This is a genomic window from Pseudomonas sp. PA-4-8C (assembly GCF_021606625.1).
Classification (GTDB): domain Bacteria; phylum Pseudomonadota; class Gammaproteobacteria; order Pseudomonadales; family Pseudomonadaceae; genus Aquipseudomonas; species Aquipseudomonas lactis.
In genome coordinates this window covers 1-14,424 of sequence record NZ_WKCD01000049.1, presented here as the reverse complement: position 1 = coordinate 14,424, position 14,424 = coordinate 1, and the positions used below count along the sequence as shown (strand labels likewise).

General features: G+C 62.8%; 11 protein-coding genes. 5 read left to right on the top strand and 6 right to left on the bottom strand.

Annotated features, from left to right (window positions below):
- Positions 1-7 precede the first annotated feature (7 nt).
- The gene (locus GIW04_RS11075; protein ID WP_120248790.1) at positions 8-1,096 is read left to right on the top strand and encodes an endonuclease/exonuclease/phosphatase family protein; all 1,089 of its coding nucleotides are present in this window, start codon (positions 8-10) and stop codon (positions 1,094-1,096) included.
- Positions 1,097-1,218: 122 nt separating this feature from the next.
- Here GIW04_RS11075 and hrpB read toward each other — a convergent pair whose 3' ends face one another.
- A complete protein-coding gene (gene hrpB, locus GIW04_RS11070) occupies positions 1,219-3,726 on the bottom strand; it encodes an ATP-dependent helicase HrpB (protein WP_120248789.1) in 2,508 nt (835 codons plus the stop codon).
- Between the two features lie 253 nt (positions 3,727-3,979).
- Between hrpB and GIW04_RS11065 the strand changes: the two genes are divergently transcribed.
- Positions 3,980-4,399 carry a polyribonucleotide nucleotidyltransferase gene (locus GIW04_RS11065; RefSeq protein WP_120248788.1) on the top strand — a complete coding sequence of 140 codons (420 nt, stop codon included), beginning with the start codon at positions 3,980-3,982 and terminating at the stop codon, positions 4,397-4,399.
- A gap of 9 nt (positions 4,400-4,408) precedes the next feature.
- The gene (locus GIW04_RS11060) at positions 4,409-5,302 is read left to right on the top strand and encodes a cation diffusion facilitator family transporter (RefSeq protein WP_034133765.1); all 894 of its coding nucleotides are present in this window, start codon (positions 4,409-4,411) and stop codon (positions 5,300-5,302) included.
- On the opposite strand, the gene GIW04_RS11055 is transcribed toward GIW04_RS11060, so the two are convergent.
- Positions 5,299-6,180: a DUF6515 family protein gene (locus tag GIW04_RS11055; RefSeq protein ID WP_003194414.1), complete on the bottom strand. Its 882-nt coding sequence runs from the start codon at positions 6,178-6,180 to the stop codon at positions 5,299-5,301. The two genes, GIW04_RS11060 and GIW04_RS11055, sit on opposite strands and share 4 nt — an antisense overlap.
- A 427-nt stretch (positions 6,181-6,607) precedes the next feature.
- Between GIW04_RS11055 and GIW04_RS11050 the strand changes: the two genes are divergently transcribed.
- Both GIW04_RS11050 and GIW04_RS11045 read left to right on the top strand, forming a co-directional pair.
- Complete coding sequence (locus GIW04_RS11050) at positions 6,608-7,087, top strand: Lrp/AsnC family transcriptional regulator (protein WP_003194418.1); 480 nt, start codon at positions 6,608-6,610, stop codon at positions 7,085-7,087.
- 186 nt (positions 7,088-7,273) lie between these two features.
- Positions 7,274-7,483: a DUF2788 domain-containing protein gene (locus GIW04_RS11045; RefSeq protein WP_016773053.1), complete on the top strand. Its 210-nt coding sequence runs from the start codon at positions 7,274-7,276 to the stop codon at positions 7,481-7,483.
- Here GIW04_RS11045 and GIW04_RS11040 read toward each other — a convergent pair.
- From GIW04_RS11040 to GIW04_RS11025, 4 genes are all read right to left on the bottom strand, one after another.
- A complete protein-coding gene (locus GIW04_RS11040) occupies positions 7,478-8,113 on the bottom strand; it encodes a pseudouridine synthase (RefSeq protein WP_078466467.1) in 636 nt (211 codons plus the stop codon). The two genes, GIW04_RS11045 and GIW04_RS11040, sit on opposite strands and share 6 nt — an antisense overlap.
- A gap of 71 nt (positions 8,114-8,184) precedes the next feature.
- On the bottom strand, positions 8,185-9,657 hold the full coding sequence (gene amn, locus GIW04_RS11035) for an AMP nucleosidase (protein WP_161981173.1): 1,473 nt from the start codon (positions 9,655-9,657) through the stop codon (positions 8,185-8,187).
- A gap of 183 nt (positions 9,658-9,840) precedes the next feature.
- Positions 9,841-11,493 (bottom strand): acyl-CoA dehydrogenase family protein, encoded by a 1,653-nt coding sequence (locus GIW04_RS11030; RefSeq protein ID WP_120248787.1) that lies wholly within the window; start codon positions 11,491-11,493, stop codon positions 9,841-9,843.
- 197 nt (positions 11,494-11,690) lie between these two features.
- A complete protein-coding gene (locus GIW04_RS11025) occupies positions 11,691-14,090 on the bottom strand; it encodes a hybrid sensor histidine kinase/response regulator (protein WP_120248786.1) in 2,400 nt (799 codons plus the stop codon).
- Positions 14,091-14,424 lie beyond the last annotated feature (334 nt).

The window sequence follows — 14,424 nt, the reverse complement described above, 5'->3', positions numbered from 1 at the left end:
CGAGCCGATGACCCGTTTATTGCGCATCACCCTGTTGAGCCTGTTGATCATCGCCGGCCTGCTGGCCGCGCTGATCTACAGCCTGACCTGGCGCCCTGCCGACAAAGAGACCCTGCCTGTCAGCTGCGTGGCACCCCGCGCGCCGACGCTGTTGCCGGGGCAGGCGCTCAAGGTCATGACCTGGAACGTGCAATACCTGGCGGGCAAGAACTACGTGTTCTGGTACGACACCCCGGACGGCAGCGGCCCGGACGATCGCCCCACCGTCGAAGACATGGCGTTCAGCCTCGACGAAGTGGCGCGGGTGATTCGCGACGAACAGCCTGACGTCCTGCTGTTGCAGGAAGTCGACGAAGGCGCCAAGCCTTCCCACTATCAGGACCAGCTTGCGCTGTTGCAGGAGCGCCTGGTGGATCTGTACCCGTGCAGCACTCAGGCGTTCGACTGGAAGGCCGACTTTGTGCCCAGCCTGCACATCTTCGGTAGCGTGGGGCGCAAGCTCGCTACGCTCAGCCGCTACCAGATCGAACACGCCGAGCGCCTGCAACTGCCGGCCGCCGAAGCCAACTTCATCAGCCGCCAGTTCCAGCCTAAACCTGCGTTGCTACTGACTTACCTGCCCTTGAGCGATGGCGGCCAACTGGCGGTGCTCAATACACGCCTGGACGGCGGCGCACCTGGCCGCTCGGCCGCGCAACAACAGGTGCAAGCCACAGCCAAACTGCTGGATAAATTCGAAGGCCGGGGCACGCCCTGGTTGATCGGCGGGGATTTCAACCTGCTGCCACTGGGCCAATACCTGCGCCTGGACGCAGCTAAGCGCGGGCAGTATTCGCCGGACAGCGAGTTGCACCTGCTGTGGGACAAGTACCCGATGATCCCGCGCAATAGCGAATCCAGCGGGATTGATCGTGAGAAATGGCTGACGCACTTCCCCAATGACCCGAGCCTGGACAGGCCGGATCGCACCTTGGATTACCTGTTCTACAGCCCGCGCATCAAGCGGGTGGAGGCGAAGGTGAGGCAGGAGGACACGTTGCGCATTTCCAACCATCTACCGGTTATCGCCCGCTTCCTGCTGCCTGCCGCGCAATAACCCACATCATTATTCTTTTGTGGGAGCTGGCTTGCCTGCGATGCCGCCGATGCGGTCTTTCAGTGACACCGCAGCGATGCGATCGCAGGCAAGCCAGCTCCCACATTTGAACTGCATCGCGCTTACTTACGCGGCTTGATTCGGGCTGTCGCTTCGGCCACCAACGGGTCATCCGGCCAGTAATGCTTGGGGTACCGCCCCTTGAGATCCTTCTTCACCTCGGCGTAGGTACTGCGCCAGAAGTTCGCCAGGTCCTGCGTGACCTGCACCGGCCGACGCGCCGGGGACAGCAAGTGCAACTTCACGGCCAGGCGCCCGCCGGCGATACGCGGGGTGTCTGCCAGCCCAAACAATTCCTGCAAGCGCACCGCCAGGATCGGCGGCTGTTCGCTGTAGTCCAGGCGCACTGAGGAGCCCGACGGCACTTTCACATGCTGCGGCGCCAGCTCTTCCAGGCGTTGGGGCAAAGGCCAGGGCAGCAGGTTATGCAGGTAGCTGGAGATATCCAGGTTGGCAAAATGGCTGAGGCGCGAGACCTTGCCCAGGTAAGGCATCAGCCAATGCTCCAGGCTGGCGAGCAGGGCCTTGTCGCTGAGGTCGGGCCACTCGCTGGTTTTGCCCGCATCCAGCTGGCGCAGCAACATCACACGGGCTTGCCATTGGCGCAGTTCCGGGGTCCAGGGCAGCAGTTCCAGGCCTTTGCGGCGCACCAGGTTGACCAGCGCCTGGCTGCGGGCGGATTCGTCGAGGCCGGTCAGGGGTTCGCGGCTGAGTACCAGTTCGCCGACTTTGCGCTGGCGCTCGGCCCGCAACACGCCTTCACGCTCGTCCCAGTCGAGTTGGTCGACGTTGCGCACTTGCTCGGCCAGCACTGTGTCGAACAGCGCCGGGTCAAAATCCGCCGCCAGGTAGATGCGCTCTTCGCGCTGGCCCTGGCGGCTGCCCAGGTCGGCGATGACCAGCCAGGGTTGTTTCATCAGGCTGTCGGCTTCGGCAAATAGCGCTGCTCGGCCATTGGCCAGGCGGTATTCAGCGCCACCGGGGCGGCGTTGCTGGGCGACGCGGTCCGGGTAGGCCAGCGCCAGCAAGGCGCCGAGCCAGCGCGGGTGGTCGGGGCTGTCCACCGGCTGGGTCGCCTTGCCGCGCAGGTAGCCACGGTATTGCCGGGCCAGTTGCTTGGCGCGCTGCACGCCACCTTGGGTACCTCGCGCACGCTCTTCACCAGACATCAGCGCCAGGCGGCTGTGTAAATCGGCACCGCCGCCGCGCAAGATGTCGCGTTCGCCCAACAGGGCTGCCACGTCGCAGGCGGTGGCGGCGAGACCCAAGTCCTGGCCACGCAATAACAGATGGGCAATACGCGGGTGAGCGGGCAACTCGGCCATCTTCTGGCCATGGGCGGTGAGGTTTTCTTCGCTCAATGCGCCGAGGCGTTGCAACAGATCCTGAGCCTGGGCATACGCGGCAGTCGGTGGTACGTCCAGCCACACCAACTGGTTGGGCGTCACGCCCCAACGGGCCAGTTGCAAGGCCAGCCCCGCCAGGTCGGCGGCGAGGATTTCCGCGCTGCCATAAGCGGCCAGACCGTCGTGCTGGTCTTCGGACCACAATCGGTAACACACCCCCGGCTCCAACCGCCCTGCCCGGCCGGCGCGTTGGGTGGCGCTGGCGCGGGAGATGCGCTGGGTGTCGAGGCGGGTCATGCCGCTGCCGGGGTCGAAACGCGGCACCCGCGCCAGCCCGGCGTCGATCACCACGCGTACGCCGTTGATGGTCAGGCTGGTCTCGGCGATGTTGGTGGCCAGCACCACTTTGCGCTTGCCGGCCGGCGCCGGGTCGATGGCGGCGCGCTGGGCGTTGAGGTCCAGCTCGCCATGCAGGGGGCACAGCAGCACGTCAGGGCGATCACCCAAGGCCTCGGCCAGTTGCTGGTTGACCCGGCGAATCTCCGCCTGCCCCGGCAAAAACACCAGCACGCTGCCGGTTTCGTCATGCAGGGCTTCGAGGATGGTCTGCACCACGCGCGGCTCGATAAACTCCCCGGCCTGGTACGGCCGGCCCCAGCGCATCTGCACCGGGAACATGCGCCCCTCACTGCGCAGGATCGGCGCGTCATCCAGCAGGCCGGCCAGGCGTTCGCCTTCAAGGGTGGCGGACATCAGCAGGATTTTCAGCGGCTGCTCGTCGCGAAACAACTCGCGACCGTTAAGGCTCAGGGCCAGCGCCAGATCGGCGTCGAGGCTGCGCTCGTGAAATTCGTCGAAGATCAACAAGCCCACGCCGTCCAGTGCCGGGTCGTCCTGCAGGCGGCGGGTGAGGATACCTTCGGTGACCACCTCGATGCGCGTGTTGGGGCCGACTTTGCTGTCCAGGCGGATGCGGTAGCCCACGGTCTCACCGACCTTTTCACCCAGTTCACTGGCCAGTCGTTCGGCAGCAGCACGGGCAGCCAGGCGCCGGGGTTCGAGCATCAGGATGGTTTGCCCGGCGAGCCAGGGCTCATTCAACAAAGCCAAGGGCACTCGCGTGGTTTTACCGGCGCCGGGGGGCGCTTCCAGCACGGCTTCATGGCGATGCGCCAAGGCGTCACGCAGGGCGGGTAAAACATCATCGATCGGCAACGAATTCATACTGGCTCCAAAGCAGAGCGGCGAGTATAACGGCGAACTGCCGGATGCCGATGCGGGTCTCAAAAACACCCACGCTTTGGGCTGTGAATGCAGTCGAGGGTGGGAGCTGGCTTGCCTGCGATAGCGGTGTGACAGTTGCCGCTGTATTTCCTGAACCGTCGCAATCGCAGGCAAGCCAGCTCCCACATTGGTTCATCGGCGCCTGGCCGATCTGGCTTATAGTCACCCATAAATATGTTCAGGAGACTTTTTCATGCGTATCGCTTCCCGTGTCATCGGCGGTGTCCTCGCCGTCACCCTGCTGAGCCAACTCACCGCCTGCGGGTCGATTTTCTACCCTGACCGCCGTGGCCAGATCGACGGCAAGATCGACCCGACCATCGCGATACTCGATGCCCTCGGCCTGTTGTTTTATGTGATCCCCGGCCTGATCGCCTTCGGTGTCGACTTCGCCACGGGCGCCATTTACTTCGAACCGGGCAAGACCGCCCAGGTCGCGCCCGAGAAACTGCACGAAGCCATCGGCGCCGACGGCACGGTCGATAACGCCAAGCTGCAAAGCATCATCCAGAAAGAAACCGGCCGCACCTTGCCGCTGGACGACCCGCGCCTGATCCAGTTCAAGGGCAGCGTGCAGCAACTGGCGGCCCTGGGCCTGCAGCCTGCCGCGTAAGGACTGCTCATGACCAGCAGCCCCGAACACGCAAGGCTTCTGCGCCTGGCCACCCGCGCCTCGGTGGGCGTGGCCTGTGTGTTGATTGTGACCAAGGCCATCGCCTGGTGGCTCAGCGGCTCGGTGAGCATGCTCGCCGGGTTGACCGACTCACTGCTCGACGGCGTAACCTCGCTGTTGAACTTGCTGGCGGTGCATTACGCCCTGCGCCCGGCCGATGACGATCACCGGTATGGGCATGGCAAGGCGGAGTCGCTGGCGGGGATGGCGCAGGCCTTGTTTATCGCCGGCAGTGCGGTGCTGATTGCGCTCCAGGCGTATGAACGGCTCAAGCACCCAGAGCCTGTTGGCGCACCGTGGTTGAGTATCGGCGTGATTATCTTGTCGCTGGCGCTGACCGTGGCCCTGCTGATGCTGCAACACCGCGTGGTGCGCGAGACCGGCTCCAATGCGGTGCGTGCCGACTCGCTGCATTACCGCTCAGACTTGCTGCTCAATGGCAGCATCCTGATTGCGCTGGTGTTGGCAGGTTTTGGCTTTCATCAGGTTGATGCCTGGTTTGGCCTGGGGATCGCCGCCTACATTCTGTGGAGCGCGATCCAGATCGCCAGGGAAAGCTTTGCGGTGTTGATGGACGAAGAGCTACCGCCGGATGTCAGCCAGCACATGCTGGAACTGGCCCGCGGCGTGCCCGGCGTACTGGGTGCCCACGACTTGCGCACGCGGGTTTCCGGCAACCACTGGTTTGTGCAGTTGCACCTGGAGTTGCCAGGGGAATTGACCCTGTCGGTGGCCCACGGCATCAGCGACCAGGCCGCCGATGCCATTCACCGGGAATACCCGAAAGCCGAAGTGCTGGTGCACGCCGACCCACGGGAAGTGGTCACCGGCAACAAAACCTAGTACTGCACCTGATACCCGCGACTGCCCAGGCAGTTGCCCTGGGCCTGGCGGTAGGTTTGCACCACTGCCGGGTCGGGGGCGTAAGTCACGGTGCGGGGGTCGAAGCCACTTTGCTGCACCGCCCAGCGATAACAGTCGTAGCCGTCCTGCTGTACCTGGGCTGGCGATTGGCCGTTGGCCGGGTAAGCCACCACGTCATAACCGTTGCCTTGAGGCGTCGGCGGGGGTGATGGCACCTGCGTCGGTGGTTGTACCACCACGTATTGCTGGGTGCTTTGCTCGTAGGCGTAATAGGCGCCTGCGGCGAGGAACAACAGCGAGCCGCCTACCCACACTTCACGCGCGTAGTCCGGCAGGTAATGCACGCGAATGCCATAGGGCGGCGTCACCACTACGTAGCGAGGGCCTTGGGGCCGGTACCAGTAGCCACCCGAGAAGAAGTAATCCTGGCCACGGTAAGGCACGCGGTAATTGCGGTCGGGGAAACGGTCGATGACATAACCAGGGCGATGCTGCGGGCCTGGGCCCCAGCCATTGCCATGCCCGTCAGGACGACCGGGCCAACGGTTATCGTTGGGATGGTCATTGCCCGGACGCGAACCAGGGCCACCGGCCTCCCAATGCCTGTTGTCATCGTTGCGTCGGGGGATATCACGGTAATAACCCTGGCGCGGCTCCTGGGTCTGGCGCACGGTATCGGGCCGGCCCTGAATCGGCAGGTTATGCTCAGGCCGCGGCCCACCTTCGGGGCCCCGTTCGTGCTGCCCTTGCGGCCCATGCCCCTGTCCCGGTGAGTTATCACGTTCGTCGGCCATCGCCTGGGAGCCGACGCTGACCACCAGCAAACCAACACCTGCCATACGCCAGATGCGCTTCATGCTTTTCCTCACTGCGGATTGGGGCTTGATCATGAGACTGGAAAAGCCTCGCCCGGTTCTGAGACAGGTTATCAGTCACGAGAACTATTTTCTGAAGGCAAAACGCGCACAAAGAAAAAGGGGTGACCCGTCGGCCACCCCTTGAGAATTTCGTCCTGGCTCAACGCTTTTGACGTTGGCTCACCTCACGCCGTCTTGTGGACAGTGTGCAGCCTGGAGGCCGGCTCAACCCTGCTGGGGCGGCGGCCGCAACGGGCCTGATTGGGCGCGTTGCTGTGGACTGTTGTCCAGGCGGTGATTCTGTTGGTAATCATAGGCGTGCCGGGCGGGCAGAGGATTGCGAAGATTGCGTCAATAAACAGTGCTTGCGCAATTTTTAACCCTTCATGGATAATTCACCGCAATAGTTACGACAAAGGCCAACCCAATGAGCAAGCTTGACCGATACGACCTGAGTATTCTGGCGGAATTGCAGCGCGACGCGAGGATCTCCAACCAGGAGCTGGCCGAACGCATCGGCCTGTCGCCTTCGCCCTGCTCGCGCCGGGTCAAGCAGTTGGAAGACGACGGCTACATCGCCCGCCAGGTCGCCTTGCTCGACCGCAAGATGCTCGGCCTGAGCCTCACCGCTTATGTATTGATCGGCATGGACCGTCACACGCCGGAGCGCTTCGAGAATTTCGAAGCCGCCATCCGCACCCTGCCGCAAGTGCTGGAGTGCAGTTTGGTGACCGGCATGGATGCGGACTATCAGTTGAAGGTGGTGGTGCCGGACATGGACCATTATCAGAAGCTGCTGCTGGGCCACCTGACGCGGATTGAAGGCGTGACCAGCGTGCGTTCCAGCTTTGTGCTGAACCAGGTGCTCAACAGCACCGAACTGCCCCTGACCCACCTGCGCACCTGAAAACAACGGTGGGAGCTGGCTTGCCTGCGATGGCGGCGGGCCAATTTGCATCACGGTACCTGACAGACCGCTATCGCAGGCAAGCCAGCTCCCACAGTTCGATGGTGTAGGACTCAGGTCAATGTTGCGTCTGCGACGCTGCCGTATACTGCTCGCTTGTCTTGTCGGAAGAGCCCCATGAACAACATCGATCCCGCCCTGTTTGAAGAATGGATGATGACTGGCCTGGTCAGCATTCTGATCATTTTCATGGGCTTTATCGTCTGGGACCTGGCGAAGAAATCCAAGGCCGGGCGCTTTGGTTCGTTCATTCTGTTTTTCGTGCTGGGCCTGGGCGTGGCCGCGTTCATCATCAAGAGCGTGGTGATCGGCCTGATTGAATCCGGCGCCTTATAAGCGCGCCGGCACTGCCTTCCACTGGCCTTGATCCAGGCCGTCGATCGACCACTCACCAATACGCACGCGCACCAGGCGCAGGGTCGGCAAGCCTACCGCCGCGGTCATGCGCCGTACCTGGCGGTTACGCCCTTCGCGAATCACCAGTTCCAGCCAGTGGGTGGGCACGCTTTTACGAAAACGTACCGGCGGGTTGCGCGGCCATAATGCCGGTTCATCCAGTTGCCGTGCCTCGGCCGGCAAGGTCATGCCGTCGTTGAGCTCCACGCCGTCACGCAGGCGTTGCAGTTGCTCTTCGGTGGGCTCGCCTTCTACCTGCACCCAGTAGGTTTTCGCCAGTTTGTGCTTGGGGTCGGCAATCCGCGCTTGTAGCTGACCATCGTTGGTCAACAGCAGCAGGCCCTCGCTGTCACGGTCCAGGCGCCCCGCCGGGTAAATACCGGGAATATCAATAAAATCCTTGAGCGTCGCACGCCCACCTTCGTCGCTGAACTGGGTCAGCACGTCGAACGGTTTATTGAACAGGATCAACTTCGGCTCGGCCGGAGGCGCCTTGGCAACGCGGCGAGCGGCAGAGTGCGGAGGTTTCACGCCAGGGCGACGTGAATCGGGACGAGTGGGACGGGACATGGCAAAGGAACATCTAACGGTCAGGACCGACAATGCTAGTGGCCTGACCGCCAAATGACCATCCCAACCGCTTAGCGGAACGGCGGTTCGTCGAAGCTGCGCAGTTTGCGCGAGTGCAACGAGTTGAGTTCGGTGCGCAACAGGTCGACCGCCTCGATGCCGATCTTCAAATGCTGGCTGACCGCACGCTCGTAGAACGCGTTGGCCGAACCCGGCAGCTTGATCTCGCTGTGCAGCGGCTTGTCGGATACGCATAACAAGGTGCCGTAAGGCACGCGCAAACGGTAACCCTGGGCGGCGATGGTGCCGCTTTCCATGTCCACGGCCACGGCGCGGGACAGGTTGATCAGCGGGCGCTCCTGGGCCCAGCGCAGTTCCCAGTTCCGGTCGTCATAGGTCAGCACGGTGCCGGTGCGCAGGCGTTTTTTCAGCTCTTCGCCTTTTTCGCCAGTGACCTTGGCCGCCGCCTGCTGAAGCGCCAACTGCACTTCGGCCAGGGCCGGAATCGGGATGTTCGGTGGTACCACGCGGTCGAGAATCCCGTCGCGGCGCATGTAGGCGTGGGCCAGTACGTAGTCGCCGATGGTCTGGGATTGGCGCAGGCCGCCACAGTGGCCGATCATCAGCCAGCAATGCGGGCGCAATACGGCCAGGTGGTCGGTGATGTTCTTGGCGTTGGACGGACCCACGCCGATGTTCACCAGGGTCACGCCATGGCCGTCGGTGGCCTGCAGGTGATACGCCGGCATCTGGTAGCGGTGCCACACCACGCCGGCAGCAATGGCCGAGGCTTCGCCGTGGTCCATGCTCTTGTCGATCACCACGTTGCCGGGCAACACCATGCGGATAAATCGCGGGTCGCTGCGCAGTTGCTCCAGGCCATGCAGGATGAACTGGTCCACGTAGCGGTGGTAGTTGGTCAGCAGGATCCACGGCTGCACATGGCGCCAGTCGCTGCCGGTGTAATGCACCAGGCGACGCAGGGAGAAGTCCACGCGGGCGGCATCGAACAGGGCCAGGGGCAGTGGGTCGGTGTTTTCCCAGTCGTACAGGCCATCGGCAATGCCGTCGGTGGCGGCGGACAGGTCGGTACTGGGGAATACACGGGCCAGGGTTGCGGCGGTGACGCCGGAGCCGGCCAGTTCATCGCCCTGCTCCACCACATAGGGGTACGGGATGTTCTGCTGACTGACGCCCACTTCCACCGTCACGGTGAAGTCGTGCATCAGCGGCACCAGTTGCTCCAGCAGGTACTTACGGAACGCGGCCGGGTGGGTCACGGTGACGCTGTAGGTACCCGGCAGTTGCACCTTGGCATACGCCCGAGTGGTTTGGGGGACTTCACCGTGGCAGTGGTAGGTCAGGCGCAGTTCCGGGTAGCGAAACAGTGCGCGTTGCTCGGCGTCGGGCTCCACGCGGTCCTTGAGGTATTGCTTGAGCGCCTGGTTGAGCGCGCCAGTCGCACGCTCATGCAGCGCCGCCAGCCGGTCCACGGCCTCTTCGGCGGTTTTAACGACAACAAAAGCTTCGGTCACGGTAAGCATCCTGTGTTCTGACTTGCAGGCCTTTATCTTGCCTGTATCCAGGCTTCACCGAAACACCGGAAGTGGAATGCGTTGATAGGTGGGAGCTGGCTTGCCTGCGATAGCGGTGGTCCAGCCAGCAATTATGTAGCTGATAGACCGCTATCGCAGGCAAGCCAGCTCCCACATTTGGACTGTGTTTATTCAGAGGGATTGCGGGGTTGAGCGGGCGACAATCGCTTCCACGTCGACGCCACGCGGCAAGGTGCCGTATACCCGCCCCGACGATTCACCCAGCCGGCTGGCAATAAACCCATCGCTGACCGCCGCATTACCCGCCTCCAACAGCAACTTGGCCTGCAACGCCAGGGCGATGTCCTCGGTCAGTTGCCGCGCCCGATACTGGATATCCTGGGTGTCCATGAACGCCGCCTTCAACTGCTCGATATGCCGCGCCAACTGTTTGTGGCCGTGGCCATCGCCCAGCTCCACGAACAGCGCTTCGAGTACTCCCGGCTCTTTGGACAGTGCACGCAATACGTCCAGGCACTGCACATTGCCGGAACCTTCCCACGTCGAATTCACCGGTGCCTCGCGGTAAAGGCGCGGCAGGATGCTGTCCTCCACATACCCGGCACCGCCCATGCATTCGGCGGCTTCGTTGATCATCGCGGGCGCGCGCTTGCAGATCCAGTATTTGCCCACGGCCGTGACCAGCCGGGCGAATTTGGCTTCATGCGCATCATCAAGATGATCCAGGGCGCGCCCCATGCGCAGGCTCAAGGCCAGTGCCGCTTCGCTTTGCAGGGCCAGGTCGGCCAGCACGTTCTGCATCAGCGGCTGCTCGCTGAGCACCCGGCCACCCACCTGGCGGTGGGCGCAGTGATGGCTGGCCTGGGTCAGCGCCTGGCGCATCAAGGCGCTGGAGCCGACCATGCAATCGAAGCGGGTCATGGCGACCATTTCGATGATGGTTGGAACGCCGCGGCCTTCTTCACCGACCATCCACGCCAGGGCGCCGCGAAATTCCACTTCGCTGGAGGCGTTGGAGCAGTTGCCGAGTTTGTTCTTCAAGCGCTGGATGTAGAACTCGTTGCGCGTGTCATCCGGGCGGTGCCGGGGCAGCAGGAAACAGGTCAGGCCCTTGTCGGTCTGGGCCAGGGTCAGGAAACCATCGCACATCGGTGCCGAGCAGAACCACTTGTGCCCCACCAACTCGTAGGCTTGGCCAGGGCCACTCGCGCCCACGGGGTAAGCGCGGGTGGTGTTGGCGCGCACGTCGGTGCCGCCCTGCTTCTCGGTCATGGCCATGCCGATAGTAGCGCCAGCCTTGTGGGCGATGCCGACATTGCGCGGGTCGTATTGGGTACTGAGGACTTTAGGCAGCCAGAGGTCCGCCAGCTCCGGTTGCAGGCGCAGGGCCGGGACGCAGGCGAAGGTCATGGTCAGCGGGCAGCCGCTGCCGGCCTCGGCCTGGCTGTGCAGGTAGGTCATTGCCGCACGCGCCACATGGGCGCCCGCCTGGGGATGGGCCCACGGCAACGACGGCAGGCCATGTTCGACGGCGGTGCGCATCAGCTCGTGATAAGCCGGGTGAAACTCCACCAGGTCGATGCGATGGCCATAACGGTCATGGCTGCTGAACACCGGTTTGTTCTGGTTGGCCAGGAACCCGGCTGCCATCAACGGCCCACCCGCCAGCGCGCCGTAGGCATCCATGCGCGACTCGGCCCAGCCAGCGCCAAAGCGGCGCGACCATTCCTGCAAAGGCAAGTCGATGCGATACAGGTTGGTGCCGTCCAGGGACGGTGGCTGGTTGGTGACGTCGTGGGTTTCGGCAAACTGATGCAGGTTCATGACGGGCCTCCTGGAAAAAAGGCCGCATCGATTTCAGGCTGCCTGTAGGAGCGAGCTTGCTCGCGAAAAACCTGAGAGCAACGCGCTAACCCAGGAGGGGCGCGTTATCGTTGAGGTTCTTCGCGAGCAAGCTCGCTCCTACAAAAAAACACAGATCGATTGAGGCCGGTTTTTCCAGTTAAGCATCGCCATCGCGCTTAAAAAAGTGGCATACGCGCCGAATGTTCGGCGCTTTCACCCTCATCCGCGCACAGCACGCTACGCTCAAGCGCCGCCTGCAAAGCATCGAAACGCACCGGCTTGGCCAGCCGATCCGTCATGCCAATGCCATGGCAACGCTCACGCTCCGGCCCAGTGGGCGAAGCGCTCAGGGCAATCACCGGCAATTCACCGCAGCCGGGCAATGCGCGAATCTGGCAGCACAACGAGAAACCACCCTCAGGCACGTCCAGCAGTACGGCGTCGAAGCTGTGCGCTTGCAATGCAGCGAGCGCCGCCGGGCCGCTTTCCACGGTTTTGACCCGGTAACCCAGCTTGAGCAACATGCCGCGCACCGCCAGTTGACCCACGCTGTTGTCGTCCACCAACAGTACCGTGCATTCCTGAGGCGCACGCTGTGAAGGCAAAGCCTGCGCAGCCGGCGTCGCCTGCTGCGGCACGGCGCTGACGTCCACTTCCAACTGGAAGCGGCTGCCTTTACGGGGCTCCGAATGATGGGTCAGGCGCCCGCCCAGCAGCTCGATCAACTGCCGGCAGATCGCCAGGCCAATGCCCAGGCCGCCGTATTCACGCGTCATCGAGCCATCGAGCTGAAAAAAACGCTGATACAGCGTGGCTTCATCGAGAAAGGCGAAGCCGATACCGGTGTCGGTGACGATAAAGCTCAGGTGCAAGGCGCCATTCCCTTGGGGCACGCCCACCACCCGCAAGCGCACCGCGCCGACGTGGGTGAATTTGAAGGCGTTATCGAGCAGGCAATCCAGGCACTGGAGCAGTTTGTCGGCATCGCCGATCAGCCGATCCGGCACCTCATCGGCCACATCAATGGAGAACGCCAGGCCTTTGCTCTGGGCGCTGCCGGTGAATTGCTGGCGCAAGGTATCGAGCGCGCCGCGCAGGCTGAATACCTGCGGCTGGGCCACCAGGCGACCGGCCTGCAACTCGGTGAGGGTGAGGATGCCGTTGACCATGCGCATCATGTCCCGCGCCGAGCCGGCGGCGGTTTGCTGGTACTGCGTCAGGTCATCGTCCAATGACACGGTTTGCATCAGCTCCAGCGAGCCGATCACACCGTTCATCGGCGTGCGTAATTCGTGGGTCAGGGTGGCGAGAAATTCGTCTTTGAGGCGGTTGCTGCGGGCCAGTTGCTGGTTGAGCGCTTCGAGTTTCTGGCTGGCATCGAGCAGAATCTGCGCCTGTTGTTCGCGCATGCCGTTGATGCGGTCGGCCAGGGCCAGGGACAACAGCGCCACTTCAATGGCCGAGCCGAGCTGGCTGGCGTACATGGTCAGGAACACGTTAGGCAGGTAACCCAGCACCATCAGGGTATTGACCACCCCGCCGAGCAGAAAGGCCGACCAGGCGATGATGAAATAACGCGCCATGCGCTGCCCGCAGTACCAGGCCTTGATGGCCGCCACGAAGATGGTCACGGTAAACACCAGCGCCAGCGCAGTGGCCAGGCGCAGGGCCACGGCGTAACTGGTCAACAACGCCAGCGCCATCACCAACCCACCACAGGCTGCGAGCGCCAGCAGGATGCGGTTGAGCCAGCGGCTGTGCTGCGCGGTGTGCAGGAAGCTGCGCGCGAACAGGCTGCCGAACAAAGCCGCCGAGCCGATCAGGAAGGGCACCGCCGCATTCGCCCACCACGGGTTGTTCGGCCAGAAGTACTCCACCGCCACACCATTGACCGACAGCTGATACAAGCCGAACGAGGCGATATAGAGGATGTAATAGAGGTAGCTGGTGTCGCGCACGCTCAGGTAGATGAACAGGTTGTAGATCAGCATGCCCAGCAACACACCGTAGATGGCGCCGAGTACGTACAAGCGCAGCGGCTGCTCCTCCATGTAGGCGGTGCCGGCCCATAATGTCAGCGGTGCCTGGATCGAGCCTTGGCTTTGCAAGCGCAGGTAGACGGTTTGTTGCTGCTCGGGCAAGAAGCTGAGCTTGAACAGGTAGTTGCTCTGGCTCACCTCTCGGCTGGAAAACGGCAACGCGCTGCCGGTTCGGGCGGTGAGGCGGTAATTCCCGGTACCGTCGTTCTGGTAAAGGTCCAGGCGATTGAGCGGCGGGTAGGCCAGCTCCAGAAACCAGGTACGTGGCGCGCGGGGGTCTGTGGCGGTGTAGTGCAGGTTGACCTTCAGCCAGAACACCGAGCGTGAATAGCCGGCATTGAGGGTGTCTTTGTCATGGGTCTTGAACTGGGCGGCATAGGCGGGGGAGCTGACATCGGCGATGGTCAGGGCATCGGTTGGGTCTTCGAGCACTTGCATGACCCGGCCCAACGGGAGGCTTCGCGTGTCCTGGTTGAACTCGACGGCGCTGGCGAGCATCGGCAGCCCGCACAATAAAAAAATCAGCAAATAGCGCATAGAGCCCCAGCGTAGCCTGGTCCGGTTGTGTCAAAAGCCCCCCATTCCTTTTGAGAAGACGTACACCGGCGATACAGTAAGTTGTTTGGATGCACTTTAGCATAGCCAGTAAAAGCCATTAGCCACTGCTGGATCTTTTTTTAGGACAGCTCTAGGGCAATGCTTTCAGCTCATTTCCGTGCAGCGCGCAGCCACGGCAAGTCGCGCCGCAGCGGCAAACTTCTGCCATCGCCAGACAGCCACGCAAAAAGCGTTTGGTGGTAAGCTCGCGCACCATGAATATCTACTGCTCTCGCCCCGTTGTCCTCTGTCTCTCCGGCCACGACCCCAGTGG

Bases quoted from the DNA above. Each gene is read 5' to 3' on its own strand.
- GIW04_RS11075 (WP_120248790.1), top strand. From the start codon at position 8: ATGACCCGTTTATTGCGCATCACCCTGTTGAGCCTGTTGATCATCGCC.
- hrpB (WP_120248789.1), bottom strand. From the start codon at position 3,726: ATGAATTCGTTGCCGATCGATGATGTTTTACCCGCCCTGCGTGACGCC.
- GIW04_RS11065 (WP_120248788.1), top strand. From the start codon at position 3,980: ATGCGTATCGCTTCCCGTGTCATCGGCGGTGTCCTCGCCGTCACCCTG.
- GIW04_RS11060 (WP_034133765.1), top strand. From the start codon at position 4,409: ATGACCAGCAGCCCCGAACACGCAAGGCTTCTGCGCCTGGCCACCCGC.
- GIW04_RS11055 (WP_003194414.1), bottom strand. From the start codon at position 6,180: ATGAAGCGCATCTGGCGTATGGCAGGTGTTGGTTTGCTGGTGGTCAGC.
- GIW04_RS11050 (WP_003194418.1), top strand. From the start codon at position 6,608: ATGAGCAAGCTTGACCGATACGACCTGAGTATTCTGGCGGAATTGCAG.
- GIW04_RS11040 (WP_078466467.1), bottom strand. From the start codon at position 8,113: ATGTCCCGTCCCACTCGTCCCGATTCACGTCGCCCTGGCGTGAAACCT.
- amn (WP_161981173.1), bottom strand. From the start codon at position 9,657: ATGCTTACCGTGACCGAAGCTTTTGTTGTCGTTAAAACCGCCGAAGAG.
- GIW04_RS11030 (WP_120248787.1), bottom strand. From the start codon at position 11,493: ATGAACCTGCATCAGTTTGCCGAAACCCACGACGTCACCAACCAGCCA.
- GIW04_RS11025 (WP_120248786.1), bottom strand. From the start codon at position 14,090: ATGCGCTATTTGCTGATTTTTTTATTGTGCGGGCTGCCGATGCTCGCC.